General features: G+C 43.5%; 15 protein-coding genes. 3 read left to right on the forward strand and 12 right to left on the reverse strand.

Annotated elements, in window-relative coordinates; all coding sequences use genetic code 11:
• Positions 1-536: 536 nt before the first annotated feature.
• The 7 genes from CZ434_RS10865 to CZ434_RS10895 form a co-directional block, all read right to left on the reverse strand.
• A complete protein-coding gene (locus CZ434_RS10865; RefSeq protein WP_077623168.1) occupies positions 537-1,421 on the reverse strand; it encodes an MFS transporter in 885 nt (294 codons plus the stop codon).
• 448 nt (positions 1,422-1,869) lie between these two features.
• Positions 1,870-3,111 (reverse strand): MFS transporter, encoded by a 1,242-nt coding sequence (locus CZ434_RS10870; RefSeq protein ID WP_077623169.1) that lies wholly within the window; start codon positions 3,109-3,111, stop codon positions 1,870-1,872.
• 121 nt (positions 3,112-3,232) lie between these two features.
• Positions 3,233-3,835 carry an NAD(P)H:quinone oxidoreductase gene (gene wrbA / locus CZ434_RS10875; protein ID WP_077623170.1) on the reverse strand — a complete coding sequence of 201 codons (603 nt, stop codon included), beginning with the start codon at positions 3,833-3,835 and terminating at the stop codon, positions 3,233-3,235.
• A gap of 87 nt (positions 3,836-3,922) precedes the next feature.
• A complete protein-coding gene (locus CZ434_RS10880) occupies positions 3,923-4,558 on the reverse strand; it encodes an ATP-binding cassette domain-containing protein (RefSeq protein WP_077623171.1) in 636 nt (211 codons plus the stop codon).
• A gap of 8 nt (positions 4,559-4,566) precedes the next feature.
• Positions 4,567-5,238, reverse strand: a complete 672-nt coding sequence (modB, locus tag CZ434_RS10885) for a molybdate ABC transporter permease subunit (protein ID WP_077623172.1) — start codon at positions 5,236-5,238, stop codon at positions 4,567-4,569.
• Between the two features lie 15 nt (positions 5,239-5,253).
• Positions 5,254-6,060, reverse strand: coding sequence for a molybdate ABC transporter substrate-binding protein (modA, locus tag CZ434_RS10890; RefSeq protein WP_077623173.1), 807 nt, complete (start codon positions 6,058-6,060; stop codon positions 5,254-5,256).
• A 61-nt stretch (positions 6,061-6,121) separates the two neighbouring features.
• Complete coding sequence (locus CZ434_RS10895; RefSeq protein WP_077623174.1) at positions 6,122-6,334, reverse strand: hypothetical protein; 213 nt, start codon at positions 6,332-6,334, stop codon at positions 6,122-6,124.
• Between the two features lie 249 nt (positions 6,335-6,583).
• Here CZ434_RS10895 and CZ434_RS10900 point away from each other — a divergent pair, with 249 nt between their 5' ends.
• Positions 6,584-7,453, forward strand: a complete 870-nt coding sequence (locus tag CZ434_RS10900) for a cation diffusion facilitator family transporter (protein WP_077623175.1) — start codon at positions 6,584-6,586, stop codon at positions 7,451-7,453.
• 29 nt (positions 7,454-7,482) lie between these two features.
• Here the strand turns inward: CZ434_RS10900 and CZ434_RS10905 are convergent, their stop codons facing one another.
• The 3 genes from CZ434_RS10905 to CZ434_RS10915 are packed head-to-tail and all read right to left on the reverse strand — an operon-like array spanning position 7,483 to position 9,060.
• Positions 7,483-8,019: a GNAT family N-acetyltransferase gene (locus CZ434_RS10905; RefSeq protein WP_077623176.1), complete on the reverse strand. Its 537-nt coding sequence runs from the start codon at positions 8,017-8,019 to the stop codon at positions 7,483-7,485.
• Between the two features lie 22 nt (positions 8,020-8,041).
• Positions 8,042-8,335, reverse strand: coding sequence for an AzlD domain-containing protein (locus tag CZ434_RS10910; RefSeq protein WP_077623177.1), 294 nt, complete (start codon positions 8,333-8,335; stop codon positions 8,042-8,044).
• The gene (locus tag CZ434_RS10915; protein ID WP_077623178.1) at positions 8,332-9,060 is read right to left on the reverse strand and encodes an AzlC family ABC transporter permease; all 729 of its coding nucleotides are present in this window, start codon (positions 9,058-9,060) and stop codon (positions 8,332-8,334) included. The genes CZ434_RS10910 and CZ434_RS10915 overlap by 4 nt, the downstream gene beginning before the upstream one ends.
• A 435-nt stretch (positions 9,061-9,495) precedes the next feature.
• On the opposite strand from CZ434_RS10915, the gene nhaC reads away from it, so the two are divergent.
• Complete coding sequence (gene nhaC / locus CZ434_RS10920) at positions 9,496-10,854, forward strand: Na+/H+ antiporter NhaC (RefSeq protein ID WP_077623179.1); 1,359 nt, start codon at positions 9,496-9,498, stop codon at positions 10,852-10,854.
• Between the two features lie 1,029 nt (positions 10,855-11,883).
• Here nhaC and map read toward each other — a convergent pair.
• Positions 11,884-12,639, reverse strand: coding sequence for a type I methionyl aminopeptidase (map, locus tag CZ434_RS10930; protein ID WP_077623181.1), 756 nt, complete (start codon positions 12,637-12,639; stop codon positions 11,884-11,886).
• A 154-nt stretch (positions 12,640-12,793) separates the two neighbouring features.
• Between map and CZ434_RS10935 the strand changes: the two genes are divergently transcribed.
• On the forward strand, positions 12,794-13,312 hold the full coding sequence (locus CZ434_RS10935) for a GNAT family N-acetyltransferase (RefSeq protein WP_077623182.1): 519 nt from the start codon (positions 12,794-12,796) through the stop codon (positions 13,310-13,312).
• A 65-nt stretch (positions 13,313-13,377) separates the two neighbouring features.
• Here CZ434_RS10935 and CZ434_RS10940 read toward each other — a convergent pair whose 3' ends face one another.
• Complete coding sequence (locus CZ434_RS10940) at positions 13,378-13,491, reverse strand: YjcZ family sporulation protein (RefSeq protein WP_077623183.1); 114 nt, start codon at positions 13,489-13,491, stop codon at positions 13,378-13,380.
• Between the last annotated feature and the right edge of the window lie 64 nt (positions 13,492-13,555).

Below are 13,555 nucleotides of genomic sequence, written 5' to 3' on the forward strand. Positions count from 1 at the left end.
GGAACGCTTCAGCCTCCTCGGGAAAAGCGCCCTGCGGGGTCTTCAGACTGTTCCTTTCCCACTGGAGTCTCGCATTTTTCCGCAGCTTGGTATAGTTTTCTGATTAGTTTAGAAGTAATCTTGAATTGTGTCTAACATGGTTCTACTTACCAAAAAAGTAAAATATTTACTAGAGAGACAAATCACCTAGACTCTTTTGGTCATTTCACAGCACTAATGCGTGTCTTCCGGACTGCCCTTCTCCTAGAATTTAAAAAGTCATCCATGAATTCACACAGCAGAAAATCGAACTTTTATTCCGGAAAAATATAAGCTATTTCCCACTGCGATCATCAGAATAACAAGAAATAAAATTTTCAGTATGTCGCAGTTTCTCTCAAATACGAAGATTAAATACAGGATTATTGGGCTGAAGGAGATCTCTAGAGTTAAGGCTTGCAGATATGCGGGAAGAGGATTTGTAATACCTCTCAGGCTCGACGTCTAAAAAGACATAAAAGGCCCTCCGCTTTTCTTATACGGAGGGCTTGAGCATTTTATGAGTTGGCGGAATCTGCTTCTGGTCTGATGATCCGGAAAGACAAAAAGGCGGCAACAATCGCGAAAAAGGCAAGTACCGCGATCATCCATGTTAAGTTACCCTTCATCAGAAGGGCTATCGCCGGCGGACCCGCAGCAACTCCCAAGTAGCGGGCTGAACTGTATATGCAAGTAATCGTCCCGCGCACCTCTTTGTCGATACTTTCGGTAATAAGCGCATCCAAACACGGCAACCCTGCGCCGATTCCGACCCCGCAAATCAGAAATACTATCAACAAATAAATAAACTGCTCGGAAAATCGCACAGCAATGACAGCCACTGCAGACAGCATAATACCCGAGAAAGTGATCCACTTCATTCTTACCAGGTTATCTTTAATGATTCTTCCGGTCAGGTATGATGACAGGCATAATGCAGCCAACGGCCCGGCAAGATAAAATCCTTTTTTCAACCCATTGAAGTGATAATGATCTTCCAGGATACTGGATAAATAAAACAAAATGCCGAACAAGATGAACATTAAAATAGCACCAATCGCAAAGACTGCGCTGAGCCAGCCACCATGCTTATGAAAAGCTTTTTTGGCATCTTTCCAAAACGTCTTGAAGTCGGGGCCTTTTTTATCATTTTTGGGTTTCTTTACAAGCATCATGATAAGAATGGCAGAAACAGCGCAAAACACCGGTATCGCAAAAAAAGGTAAGAACCAAATAAGCCCCGCAAGCAACGAGCCTAAGATAGGGCTCAAAACTTTACCGAAAGTATTCGAAGTCTCAATTAGACCGAGTGTGGTGCTGACGTCCTTTTCCTTTCTGAACATATCGCCTACCAAGGGTAAAACAATCGGTGCTGTACCAGAGGTGCCAATTCCTTGAAGAATCCTTCCTAACNCTGATTAGTTTAGAAGTAATCTTGAATTGTGTCTAACATGGTTCTACTTACCAAAAAAGTAAAATATTTACTAGAGAGACAAATCACCTAGACTCTTTTGGTCATTTCACAGCACTAATGCGTGTCTTCCGGACTGCCCTTCTCCTAGAATTTAAAAAGTCATCCATGAATTCACACAGCAGAAAATCGAACTTTTATTCCGGAAAAATATAAGCTATTTCCCACTGCGATCATCAGAATAACAAGAAATAAAATTTTCAGTATGTCGCAGTTTCTCTCAAATACGAAGATTAAATACAGGATTATTGGGCTGAAGGAGATCTCTAGAGTTAAGGCTTGCAGATATGCGGGAAGAGGATTTGTAATACCTCTCAGGCTCGACGTCTAAAAAGACATAAAAGGCCCTCCGCTTTTCTTATACGGAGGGCTTGAGCATTTTATGAGTTGGCGGAATCTGCTTCTGGTCTGATGATCCGGAAAGACAAAAAGGCGGCAACAATCGCGAAAAAGGCAAGTACCGCGATCATCCATGTTAAGTTACCCTTCATCAGAAGGGCTATCGCCGGCGGACCCGCAGCAACTCCCAAGTAGCGGGCTGAACTGTATATGCAAGTAATCGTCCCGCGCACCTCTTTGTCGATACTTTCGGTAATAAGCGCATCCAAACACGGCAACCCTGCGCCGATTCCGACCCCGCAAATCAGAAATACTATCAACAAATAAATAAACTGCTCGGAAAATCGCACAGCAATGACAGCCACTGCAGACAGCATAATACCCGAGAAAGTGATCCACTTCATTCTTACCAGGTTATCTTTAATGATTCTTCCGGTCAGGTATGATGACAGGCATAATGCAGCCAACGGCCCGGCAAGATAAAATCCTTTTTTCAACCCATTGAAGTGATAATGATCTTCCAGGATACTGGATAAATAAAACAAAATGCCGAACAAGATGAACATTAAAATAGCACCAATCGCAAAGACTGCGCTGAGCCAGCCACCATGCTTATGAAAAGCTTTTTTGGCATCTTTCCAAAACGTCTTGAAGTCGGGGCCTTTTTTATCATTTTTGGGTTTCTTTACAAGCATCATGATAAGAATGGCAGAAACAGCGCAAAACACCGGTATCGCAAAAAAAGGTAAGAACCAAATAAGCCCCGCAAGCAACGAGCCTAAGATAGGGCTCAAAACTTTACCGAAAGTATTCGAAGTCTCAATTAGACCGAGTGTGGTGCTGACGTCCTTTTCCTTTCTGAACATATCGCCTACCAAGGGTAAAACAATCGGTGCTGTACCAGAGGTGCCAATTCCTTGAAGAATCCTTCCTAACAAAATCATGGAAAATGGATTATCCATCTTCCATGATGCATATCCCGCAATGAATCCACCCACACCTACAATTAGAAGAGATGGAATGATAATGATCTTTCTGCCGAAGCGGTCAGACAAGAAGCCTGCAACAGGAATACAGAAGATGGCAACGATAGAATAAACAGTAATAATATAACTTGATTGCAATTTTGAAATATCCATTTCTTTCTCCATCAATGGCAAAACAGGTATTAACATGGAGTTCCCCAATGTCATGATCAAAGGGATTGATGCAAGGGAAACAATCGCCCATCTTTTCTCGTGTACTTCACTTTCCTGGTGGTGCCGATCGTTTGCATGTTTCATTGCATTTTTCCTTTCTAATTCAATTCCTTTTCATGTTCTCCCATTCAGTACATTTTCATTCAGCCTTGTCCATTGCTATGCAATATAGAAAAAAGCCCGTCCCAAGGGACAGGCTCTTTCGTTAACCAGTAACTATTTTCTTTGTAACCTCGACCGTCCGTTTGGCCTGATGTTTTACAGCTGCTTCGACATCCTCCACCATGTTGCCATCCTGGTCGACACTTACACTGATTCCATATGGATTCCCGCCGGCAGCAAATGTTACAGGGTCTGTATAGCCCGGCCCGACAATAATGGAACCCCAGTGAAACATGGTCGTGTATAAGTTCAGAATGGTAGCTTCCTGGCCTCCATGAGGGTTTTGGGCAGAAGTCATTGCACTGACTACTTTGTCGACAAGCTTCCCTTCCGCCCACAAACCACCGGCTGTATCGATAAACTGCTTGACTTGCGCCGGCACGTTCCCAAATCTTGTCGGCACACTGAAAATGTATCCGTCGGCCCATTCCAAATCTTCGAGTTCTGCTTCCGGAACGTCCTTCGTCGCTTGATAGTGCTGATGCCAGGCTGGATTTTGGGCAATCGCTTCTTCTGGAGCCAGTTCCTTTACCTTACGAACTCTCACCTCTGCACCGGCCTCTTTTGCAGCAGCTTCCGCCCATTGTGCAAGCTGATAATTTGTTCCGGTGGAGCTGTAATAAAAAATCGCCAATTTCACTTCCATTTGACATTCTCCTTTCCATTTCAAAGGTAGTATTTACCTCTGGCAAAAGAGTATGCGGTAAAATCAGCTGAAGGGGTTACCGAAGTTCTACAGGACTTCTTGCCCTTCTTTCATGAAAATAATCCGGTCACCAAGTTTTTCCGCTTCCTCTCGATCATGTGTCACGAGAATTGCCGGAATCCGCCATTCTTTTTTCAGTCGCAAGATTTCTGCATGTCCTTGAAGTCTAGTTTCCTCATCCAAAGCGGAAAAAGGTTCATCCAATAATAAAATATCCGGCTTATTGGCCAATGCCCTGGCAACTGCAACCCGTTGTTTTTCACCACCTGAAATATGCAGAGGAGAATGGTGGGCTAAGTGCCCGATACCCAATACATTCATTAAATGGCTGACATGCTCTTTATAAATCGGACGTTGTTTCTTTGGGATGCCGTACATGACATTGTTTTCTATACTCATATGTGGAAACAAAGCATACTCCTGAAATACATAACCAACTTTCCGCTTCTGGGGAGGAAGGTGGATTCCTCCTTCTTTAAAAAGATACTTGTTATGTAAAGTGATTCTTCCATGTTCAGGCTTCTCGATCCCTGCGATAGTGCGCAGCACCGTCGTTTTACCCGAACCTGACGGGCCGAACAACACAACTAATTCATCGCATACCTCAAAGTCCATCTTCAGATCAAAATGGTTCAGTTTTTTCCTTATGTTCACTTCGAGCATCATAATCACTACCTGTTCTTAGGAAAGTCCATGGCGTTCTTTCTGTTCCACAAGTTCAACCAATAGATGGCGATAAATCCAAAACTAGCTATGATGATCACCCATACAAGTGCTTGTTCCGTATTACCGGCTTCTACTGAAAAGTAAATAGCCAGAGGAAGCGTATCCGTCTTACCCGGTATATACCCTGCAATCATCAATGTAGCACCGAACTCACCCAGAGCCCTTGCAAAAGATAATACAATACCTGATAACAAGCCGGGCCATGCCAATGGAATCGATATAGTCCAAAACACCTTGAATCTCCCAGCTCCAAGGGTGTAGGCGGCATTTTCCAAGTTGGCATCATATCTTCGAAAAGAAGCCGAAGCGCTCTGGTACATCAATGGAAATGCCACTACAGTCGCAGCAAGAACAGCCGCATACCAGGTAAAAATAATCTGGACATCAAAAAGTTCCATGAGGACCTGTCCTATCAATCCGTTTTTTCCAAATAAATAAAGCAACCCAAAGCCAACAACCGTCGGCGGTAGAACCATGGGAAGCAAAATCAGCGATTCAAGCAAAATTTTGCCCTTGAATTGCCTTCTGGTAATCAACCTTGCTGTTAACGTCCCGAAAATCATGACAATAAATGTTGCGATGATAGAAGTCTTTAAAGATAAGAGCAGTGGAGACATGGCAGGAATACCTCTCTAATTCGGTTCAAAACCGTATTTTTCAAAAACTTTGTCTGCTTCCTCTGATTGCAAAGCAGCAATTAATTCATCTAACTGCTCAGAACCTTCCGCCTCGGCAGTAACAGCAGCTGAATAGGTAATCGGAGTATGCATCTTTTCAGGCACAACCATTAGGGAGTGTAAAGCCGGAAAGGCATATAAATCGCTTTGGAACACAAAACCTGCATCAACATTTCCTGATTCCACATATACAGCTGTCTGCCTCGCGCTCTTAGACATTACCATTTTAGGCGCGAGTTGCTCATAAACCCCTTCAGTCTCCATCGCTTGTTTTGCATAACTTCCTACTGGAACACTCTCTGGATCGCCGATTGCAATCTGTTCAAAGTCTTCACCCAAAAGATCCTCCATACTGTTTACTTCCTTATCACTTTCCAAGGAGGCCACCACCAGCCGGTTTTTCAATAATGGAAAAACCGTTTCTTCTTTAAGAATGCCTTTATCCACGGCGGCAGACGTCCAACTTTCACTGGCTGAAATCAACACATCGCCTGGTGAACCTTGTTCCAATTGGTTTACTAAGGTCCCTGAGCTGCCATAATTGATGATTATTTTGATATCGGGATGGTTTTCTTCATAAGTATTTTTCCATTCGTCCAGTACACTTGTGAGACTGGATGCAGCCGAAATATGTATTTCTTCTGTCTGGCTCGCTGAAAGCTGATTTTTCTCCTGGCAGCCTGTAACAATAATTAAAACGAACAAAGCAAGCAAGATTTTTCTCACGTTTTGATTCCCCAATCTAAAATCGTTAACACTCATTATACTACCACCGCTTGTTTGCTTAAAGTATTTAAAAAAAGCCAGGCATACGCCTGACTCTTTAAACTACTTTACTATAAGAAGGAAAAGTCCAATAGCAATCTTTCCAGCCCTTTTGAACCGCCAGTTCCTCAAAAGTCTGAGCTTGGCTGTTATAAAATTTGATTATTGCTTCCTCCAACGTTTCCCGGGCCGGATTATAAGAGAGCGGTATCGGTTTGGAGAAACGCATCCCCTCAACTTGTCCCTCGATAATAATCGTCTCGCGGTACATGCTCTCACTCCCTTCCAATAGTATTAACGGATAATATACATATAAAAGCTTAGTATTTCTTTACCCCTAAATGAGCAAAATTAATCTTATGAAGATGTTTGAACAGCGGAGCATTTTTTACCTTATGAAACATTATTGTCAGCAGACAAGGATGATGGCTGGGTCAATTTCTTTTTCTCTAGACTCAATACAGCTTGCTTTGGTAAGCTATGTATGCTAGTTAGGCTAGGAAGTGGAGGCAGTTTTTTCATGAGTCAATATGACAATCTAAAAAGAGGGGAACGGGGGGCATGGATCAGTATCTTTGCATACCTGGTTCTAGCACTTATCAAGTTAATAATCGCTTTCATCGGAAACTCCGATGCCCTTCGTGCTGACGGCCTGAACAATACAACAGACGTTGTCGCTTCTGTCGCCGTATTAATCGGTTTGAAAATATCGAGAAAACCGCCTGATGAAGACCATCATTATGGACACTTCCGGGCAGAAACAATCGCTTCTTTGATTGCCGCCTTCATTATGGTAACAGTAGGATTCCAGGTGATTATCAACACATTCCAGAAGATTTGGGAAAACAACTATACCCAACCAAGCATGTTGACGGCATGGACTGCTCTCGGGGGAGCGCTTATCATGCTTGGTGTTTACAGATATAACCTCAAACTTTCCAGGAAAATCAAGAGTTCTTCCTTATATGCCGCTTCCCAGGATAACAAATCGGATGCATTGGTAAGTATCGGTGCCTTCATCGGGATTGTCGGTGCACAGTTCGGTTTGTTCTGGCTTGATCCTGTCGCCGGCCTGTTGGTAGGTATCATCATCTGCAAAACAGCATGGGAAATCTTTAGGGATGCGACCCATACACTTACTGACGGTTTTGACACACAACAGTTAGCCGATATTAAGACAAGCATAGCCGATGACCCGGATGTAGAAGTTGTAAAGGATGTAAAGGGGCGGTTGCATGGCAACCAAACCTTGATAGAGGCTACCATATGTGTCGATCCATCCCTTGATGTTACGGAAAGCCATGAAATCACCGAGCGTATCGAAGGCTTATTATTGGAAAAGCATGATATCAACCATGCCCATATCCATATAGAACCCGCATCCAACTAAAAGATGCGGGTTCTTTTCATTTATTTAACTTATTTAGAAAAACGACTGCGAAGATCTTTGATATCCCTCCAGCCAAATGCAGATTCTTGGTAAGTCCCCTCTCCTATGAGAACCTGTTCCTCTTCCACTTGTTTGGCTCCATATTTTAAATAAAAGTTACTGGATGGGTTTTGTGTAAGTACCCAGACGAGCAAGGAGACATATCCCTCTTTCTCCATTTCCTCTGAAAAAGCTTCAAGAAGACGTGCCCCGAGGCCTTGTTTTTGATAGGATTCCAATAGATAGATCGCATAAATTTCTCCATCATATCCAAATCGCTGCGTCCTTTCTTTGCCACCTGAAACAAAGCCGGCAATTTCCCCGGTTTCTGTTTCGAGAACAATAGCTACCTGGCCTTTTTGCGGCATTTTCAAGATGGTTTCCCATAGGGCTTTTCTGTTTTCAAGCGTGATATTCGACATATCCCTTTCATTTATCAAATCAGAATAAGTGGATTTCCAGCTTTGTACATGTACATTTGCAATTTGTTCTGCGTCCTCTGGCATGGCTTTTCTTATTTTGAACATCCTTTTCCCTCCTGGTTACCTGTTAAATCGTCAATAAGAATACAGTGGCAATTGCGCCGATTACAACAAGGATGACATTGAGGCCGATAGATGCCAGAACAATTGCAGCTACTCCGCCCAAAAGTCCGACATGAGGCCTTTCCGGCTGAACAGTAAGAATACCTGGAAAAATCAATGCACCCAAGGCTGCATACGGTATAGCATTCAGCCAGCGGTTCATCCAATCAGGAAAGCTAATCTTGTCTACTATATACGCGGGTATTAACCTTGGAATCATCGTAACCAACGACATACCGATGATAATCCACAAAATCATAGCTTCTCCTCCTTCAAAAGATGTACACCGCTCAGCCCGCCGACAATCGTCCCTATAACAATCGCCCACCCGTCACTCATGAACTGAGAGCAGGCAGCATTGATCAACATGGCAAGAACTGCAATCATACCGATCCGCCATTGCTTTTTCACACTGGGAATCAGCAGTCCGATAAACATCGCATACAAAGCGATTCCCATACTTTGACTCAATGATTCAGGGATGACATCCCCAAGCATTCCACCTAAAAAAGAACCTCCGACCCACGAAACGTAAGCGGTGATCATCAATGCTGCATAAAACAGCATCCCCTTGTCTTGCCGGACTTCCTCCGGATGGAGAGAAGCTACAGAAAAGGATTCGTCTGTTAACCCTAAAGAAAGGGGGGCTTTCCACCGAAGTCCTACTCCTCTTAACCTGTTCATAAAAGAAAAACTCATCACAAAATGGCGGAAATTCAAAACGAAAGTGGCAATGATGATTTCAACAGCCCCTGTCCCTATCGCTATCATGTTGGCACCCATGAATTGGCTTGCACCAGCATAAACCAGGATGCTCATCAGGGTTATTTCCGTAACCGACATGCCGGCCTGCTTGGCCAATACCCCATATGTAAGTGCTATCGGCAAGTATCCCAGCATAATGGGAAAACCTTTTGCCACACCTCTTTGAATCATATAGATACTACTGGAATCCTGTGTTTTATCTAATACTTTTGATGTCATGATCTCTACCTCATTTTCCAGAATTGTTCATTCATTATACCGAATATTCATTCAAATAAAAAGATAGAGAATACCTTATTCTTCAACCAATTTGACAGAATGATTGTCATGTTGTATATTCACGTAAACACTTTATCACACAAAAACGAAAAGTAAGATAGTCAGCATCATAATTAGGAAGTCGTGGAGCACAAAGTAGGATTGGTTCGGGCAGCAATCAGAGACTGGATGTCAGCTGGAAATCCAGGCAGAGCCAATGTGAATTACAAGTTCCAAATCAGCGACAGCCAAAACTAGAGCCGGATGTTTATTCATCAACAAGGGTGGTACCGCGGAGAAACCTTCGTCCCTTACCAGGGGATGAAGGTTTTTTGTGTTTAATTGGCAAATTTGGCATTTCCTTCATCCTCTACAACAAGAAAGGAGCACAATAATATGTTTCAAATACCTCCAAAGCTGAACCCTTCATGGAAAGAATCAGCAGCCATTTTACTATTACTTATTTTTATCATCAGCTATTTTATCATTTTTCTAGAGACAGTACCGCATGTACCGATACTGTTAGGGATTTTGGTGTTGATTGCTTACGGAAGTCTGAAGAAGTTACCATTCAAAGAATTGGAATCCGGGCTTGTTCAAGGTGCTAAGTCCGGGATAGGAGCCGTTTTTCTCTTTCTTCTGATCGGTGTCCTTATCGGCAGCTGGATAATAAGCGGGACTATTCCAGTCTTAATGGATACTGGAATTAGCCTTATAGGCGGAACCTGGTTTTTCGCCATCATTTTCGCGGTGACAGCAATCGCTGGAACCTCACTAGGAAGTTCCCTGACAACTAGCGCGACAATCGGTGTCGCTTTTATCGGCATGGCCGAAGCGATGGATTTATCGCTCGCAATAACGGCTGGCGCAATTGTTTCAGGAGCTTTTTTCGGTGATAAAATGTCACCCTTATCCGATACGACAAATCTGGCTTCGACTGTAGTTGATGTGGATTTGTTCGCTCATATCAAGAATATGGCTTGGACCACCATTCCCGCATTTATTTTATCTTTTGTACTTTTCGTGGTCTTGTCGCCGAACGAGCAGATCAATACAGACAGGCTTGGTGATTACCAGAACGGCCTGGCCGAGTCGGGCTTACTCCACTGGAGTGCCTGGCTACCATTAATTATCCTTGCCCTGTTCACGATATTAAAAGTTCCTGCCCTCATCACCCTGGCGGTAAGCAGTTTAACTGCCTCGGTTATTGCAGGGATTATAGGAAATATAGCCTGGGCTGATATTACGGCTGTCTGGTTTGAAGGATATCAGTCAAATACTGGTTTCGGAAATGTCGATGAACTTCTAACCAGAGGCGGGATGAATAGTATGCTGTTCACTATATCTCTTGTAATCCTTGCCCTTGGGTTGGGCGGTCTTTTATTTGTAACGGGGATTATTCCTTCTCTTTTATATGCGATAGAGCATAAATTGAGAAACATGGCTTCCATTACAGTTGCGACAGTTACCACTGCAATCGGTGCAAATATCGCGATAGGAGAACAATACCTATCCATCCTGTTGACAGGTGAAGCTTATAAGAATGTATATGATCGGGCTGGAATCCCGCGGAAGAAATTAGCGAGAACCTTGGAAGATGCCGGTACGGTAATCAATCCTCTGGTACCATGGAGTGTCTGCGGTGTCTTTCTGGCTGATGTTTTAGGAGTAGCAGTCCTTTCTTACTTGCCTTTTGCCTTCTTCTGCCTCTTAAGCCCGATACTGACCATATTTATTAAAGGAGCGAGCAAATAATGCCCGCTCTTTTTTTTATAATTTTTTTGTGTACAAAATATATAAACTACGACATAACTAACTTCACTTAACGGGACTTCCTCCCATCCTTTTTCGTATTGAGTGGTAATCCAGCGCTGCGGAAAAATACTCGCTTGCCGTGGGGAACGCTTCAGCCAGGGTACTACTTGGGTGGGCTCCTTTGCTCCCTTGGGACTGCGATTACTCGTCCCACCGAAGACCTTTTGGGACTGCGGTTACTCGTCCCACCGAAGACCTTTTGGGACTGCGATTACTCGTCCCACCGAAGACCTTTTGGGACTGCGGTTACTCGTCCCACCGAAAACCTTTGCGTCGAGGAAGCTTACTACGAAGCGATACTAGAAGACGCAGACGCATCACTGCGGGGTCTTCAGACTGTTCCTTTCCCACTGGAGTCTCGCATTTTTCCGCAGCTTGGTATAGTTTTCTGATTAGTTGAGAAGTAATCTTTAAATGGGCTAACATGGTTCTCCTTACCAAAAATGGAGAAAACCTTTACTAGAGAGACAAATCACCTAGACTCTTTTGGTCATTTCACAGCACTAACTGCGTGTCTCCCGGACTGCCCTTCTCCTAGAAATTAAAAAGTCATCTATGAATTCACACGGCAGAAAATCGAACTACCATGGAATATTCCTAGCAAAGATTCAGAAAACTCCTACCAGCGGAGGCAGAACGCGAAGACCCCGCGAAAATACAAACCAATTTTCTTCGTGCGAAGCGATGCTGTCGGAGCTTTCCTTGTCCTATGGGAACAGCGAAAGGTCTTCGATGGGGCGAGTAATCGCAGTCCCAAAGGCAGCAAGGATGTTAATTCAAGTAGTCCCCTGGCTGAGGCCGTGCCCATGGAAAGCGAAGTGTTCTGCCGCAGAGAAGTCATACCACTCATTTTAATCAGAGGAGGTCTCCCTAGAAGGAATTGTCACTAGTTCGCATTTCACCTCTACTGTAAAATAAAAAACTCCGTTTGATGCCAAAGAAAATAAAAAAAGAGGGTGCTTAGCCCTCTTATACGTTCTCTTGATCTGTCAGGATTTTTGGTCCTTCTTTTGTGATGACAATCGTGTGCTCATATTGTGCAGAGCGTCCGCCGTCGGTAGTTCGTGCGGTCCAGTTATTGCTATCCATTTTACTCTGCCATGCACCCTCGTTGATCATCGGCTCGATGGTGACTACCATACCTTCTTTTAACCGGATGCCTTTTCCAGCTTCACCGAAATGGGGAATATGTGGATCTTCATGGATAGTCGGCCCGATACCATGGCCGGTAAAATCTTTCACTACCGAAAAACCTTCGCCCTCAGCGTAAGTTTGAATAGCATGCCCGATATCGCCGATCCGGCTGCCTGCTTTTGCTTGCTCTATTCCTTTATATAAGGATTCTTTAGTCACTTCAAGGAGACGCTTCGTCTTTTCATCAACGTTCCCGACAGCATACGTCCAGGCGGAATCTGCCAGACCGCCGTTCAAATTGACAACCATGTCGATTGTAACTATATCACCTTCAACAAGCTGTTCCTCACGCGGGAAGCCATGGCAGATTTCATCGTTGACAGAGGCACAAGTCGCATAAGGATATCCATTATAGCCTTTCTGTTCGGCTGTTGCTCCATGTTTTGCCAGATAACCTTCGACAAATTCATCGATTTCCTTTGTGGTGATTCCCGGTTGGATCAGTTTGGCGATTTCCTTATGACAAGAAGCCAACAGCTTTCCGGCTTCTTCCATCATACTGATCTCCCGACTGCTCTTTCTTGTAATCATCGATAACTCCCTTTCACTTAACATATATTTTATCTTACGTTGAATGTAAGTTTGATTTCTTACTTCTTTATAAATTGTATCATATTTTTCCTTTTTATCATGTTAAAATGAGTTCATCCATATTCACAGTCCATTTGTTAAGGAGTCGATCACTTTGGAAATCAGGGAACTAGTTGAGTCGGATGCACAAGCATACTGGGATCTTAGGTTGGAGGCATTGCGTAAAAGCCCGGATGCCTTCCTAACTACATACGAAGATGCTCTCCAGAAAGAACAACCCGTAAAGATGACTGCAAGCAGATTTAAAGCAGAAAACAACTATACGTACGGTGCCTTCCAGAACGGTGAGCTAATTGGGGTGGTAACGATGTTAAGGGAAACACACGGGAAAACTGCACACAAAGCAGACATCCTGGCAATGTATGTATCAGATAACCACAGGGGAAAAGGGGTCGGGTTCCGGTTATTGAGACATGCGATAACCAATGCTGGATCACTAGGCATTGAACAGCTTAACCTTTGTGTTGTTTCTTCGAATACACCAGCTATTGCTTTATATAAAAAAACAGGCTTTACTGCTTTCGGCGTAGAGAAAAACGCCATAAAAGTAAATGGAGAGTATCAAGACGAACATCATATGGTACATTTTGTGAATGCTGATGAACAACGCTGAAACACTAAAAAGCAAAAAAGCAGGGGAAATCCCCTGCTTTTTGAATTTTATTTTATTTGTTCGACTTAGTAGCCATAGCCCCCGCCGAACCATGAAGATCCAACAATAATCAACAAGATGAACAATACTACAATCAACGCAAAACCAGAACCATAACCATAACCTGCTCCTGCACTCATTTAAACAATCCCTCCTTTTTCCGATGTACTATAGAATATGTTGACTTCCACCAGACGGAAGGGC

The organism is Sediminibacillus massiliensis, assembly GCF_900156915.1.
Taxonomy (GTDB): domain Bacteria; phylum Bacillota; class Bacilli; order Bacillales; family Amphibacillaceae; genus Sediminibacillus_A; species Sediminibacillus_A massiliensis.

Excerpts from the sequence above, each read along its gene's own strand:
- nhaC (WP_077623179.1), top strand. The coding sequence starts at position 9,496 with ATGTTTCAAATACCTCCAAAGCTGAACCCTTCATGGAAAGAATCAGCA.
- CZ434_RS10940 (WP_077623183.1), bottom strand. The coding sequence starts at position 13,491 with ATGAGTGCAGGAGCAGGTTATGGTTATGGTTCTGGTTTTGCGTTGATT.
- CZ434_RS10910 (WP_077623177.1), bottom strand. The coding sequence starts at position 8,335 with ATGATTTTGTGGATTATCATCGGTATGTCGTTGGTTACGATGATTCCA.
- CZ434_RS10915 (WP_077623178.1), bottom strand. The coding sequence starts at position 9,060 with ATGACATCAAAAGTATTAGATAAAACACAGGATTCCAGTAGTATCTAT.
- CZ434_RS10905 (WP_077623176.1), bottom strand. The coding sequence starts at position 8,019 with ATGTTCAAAATAAGAAAAGCCATGCCAGAGGACGCAGAACAAATTGCA.
- wrbA (WP_077623170.1), bottom strand. The coding sequence starts at position 3,835 with ATGGAAGTGAAATTGGCGATTTTTTATTACAGCTCCACCGGAACAAAT.
- CZ434_RS10870 (WP_077623169.1), bottom strand. The coding sequence starts at position 3,111 with ATGAAACATGCAAACGATCGGCACCACCAGGAAAGTGAAGTACACGAG.
- CZ434_RS10900 (WP_077623175.1), top strand. The coding sequence starts at position 6,584 with ATGAGTCAATATGACAATCTAAAAAGAGGGGAACGGGGGGCATGGATC.
- CZ434_RS10880 (WP_077623171.1), bottom strand. The coding sequence starts at position 4,558 with ATGCTCGAAGTGAACATAAGGAAAAAACTGAACCATTTTGATCTGAAG.
- map (WP_077623181.1), bottom strand. The coding sequence starts at position 12,639 with ATGATTACAAGAAAGAGCAGTCGGGAGATCAGTATGATGGAAGAAGCC.
- CZ434_RS10895 (WP_077623174.1), bottom strand. The coding sequence starts at position 6,334 with ATGTACCGCGAGACGATTATTATCGAGGGACAAGTTGAGGGGATGCGT.
- modB (WP_077623172.1), bottom strand. The coding sequence starts at position 5,238 with ATGTCTCCACTGCTCTTATCTTTAAAGACTTCTATCATCGCAACATTT.
- modA (WP_077623173.1), bottom strand. The coding sequence starts at position 6,060 with ATGAGTGTTAACGATTTTAGATTGGGGAATCAAAACGTGAGAAAAATC.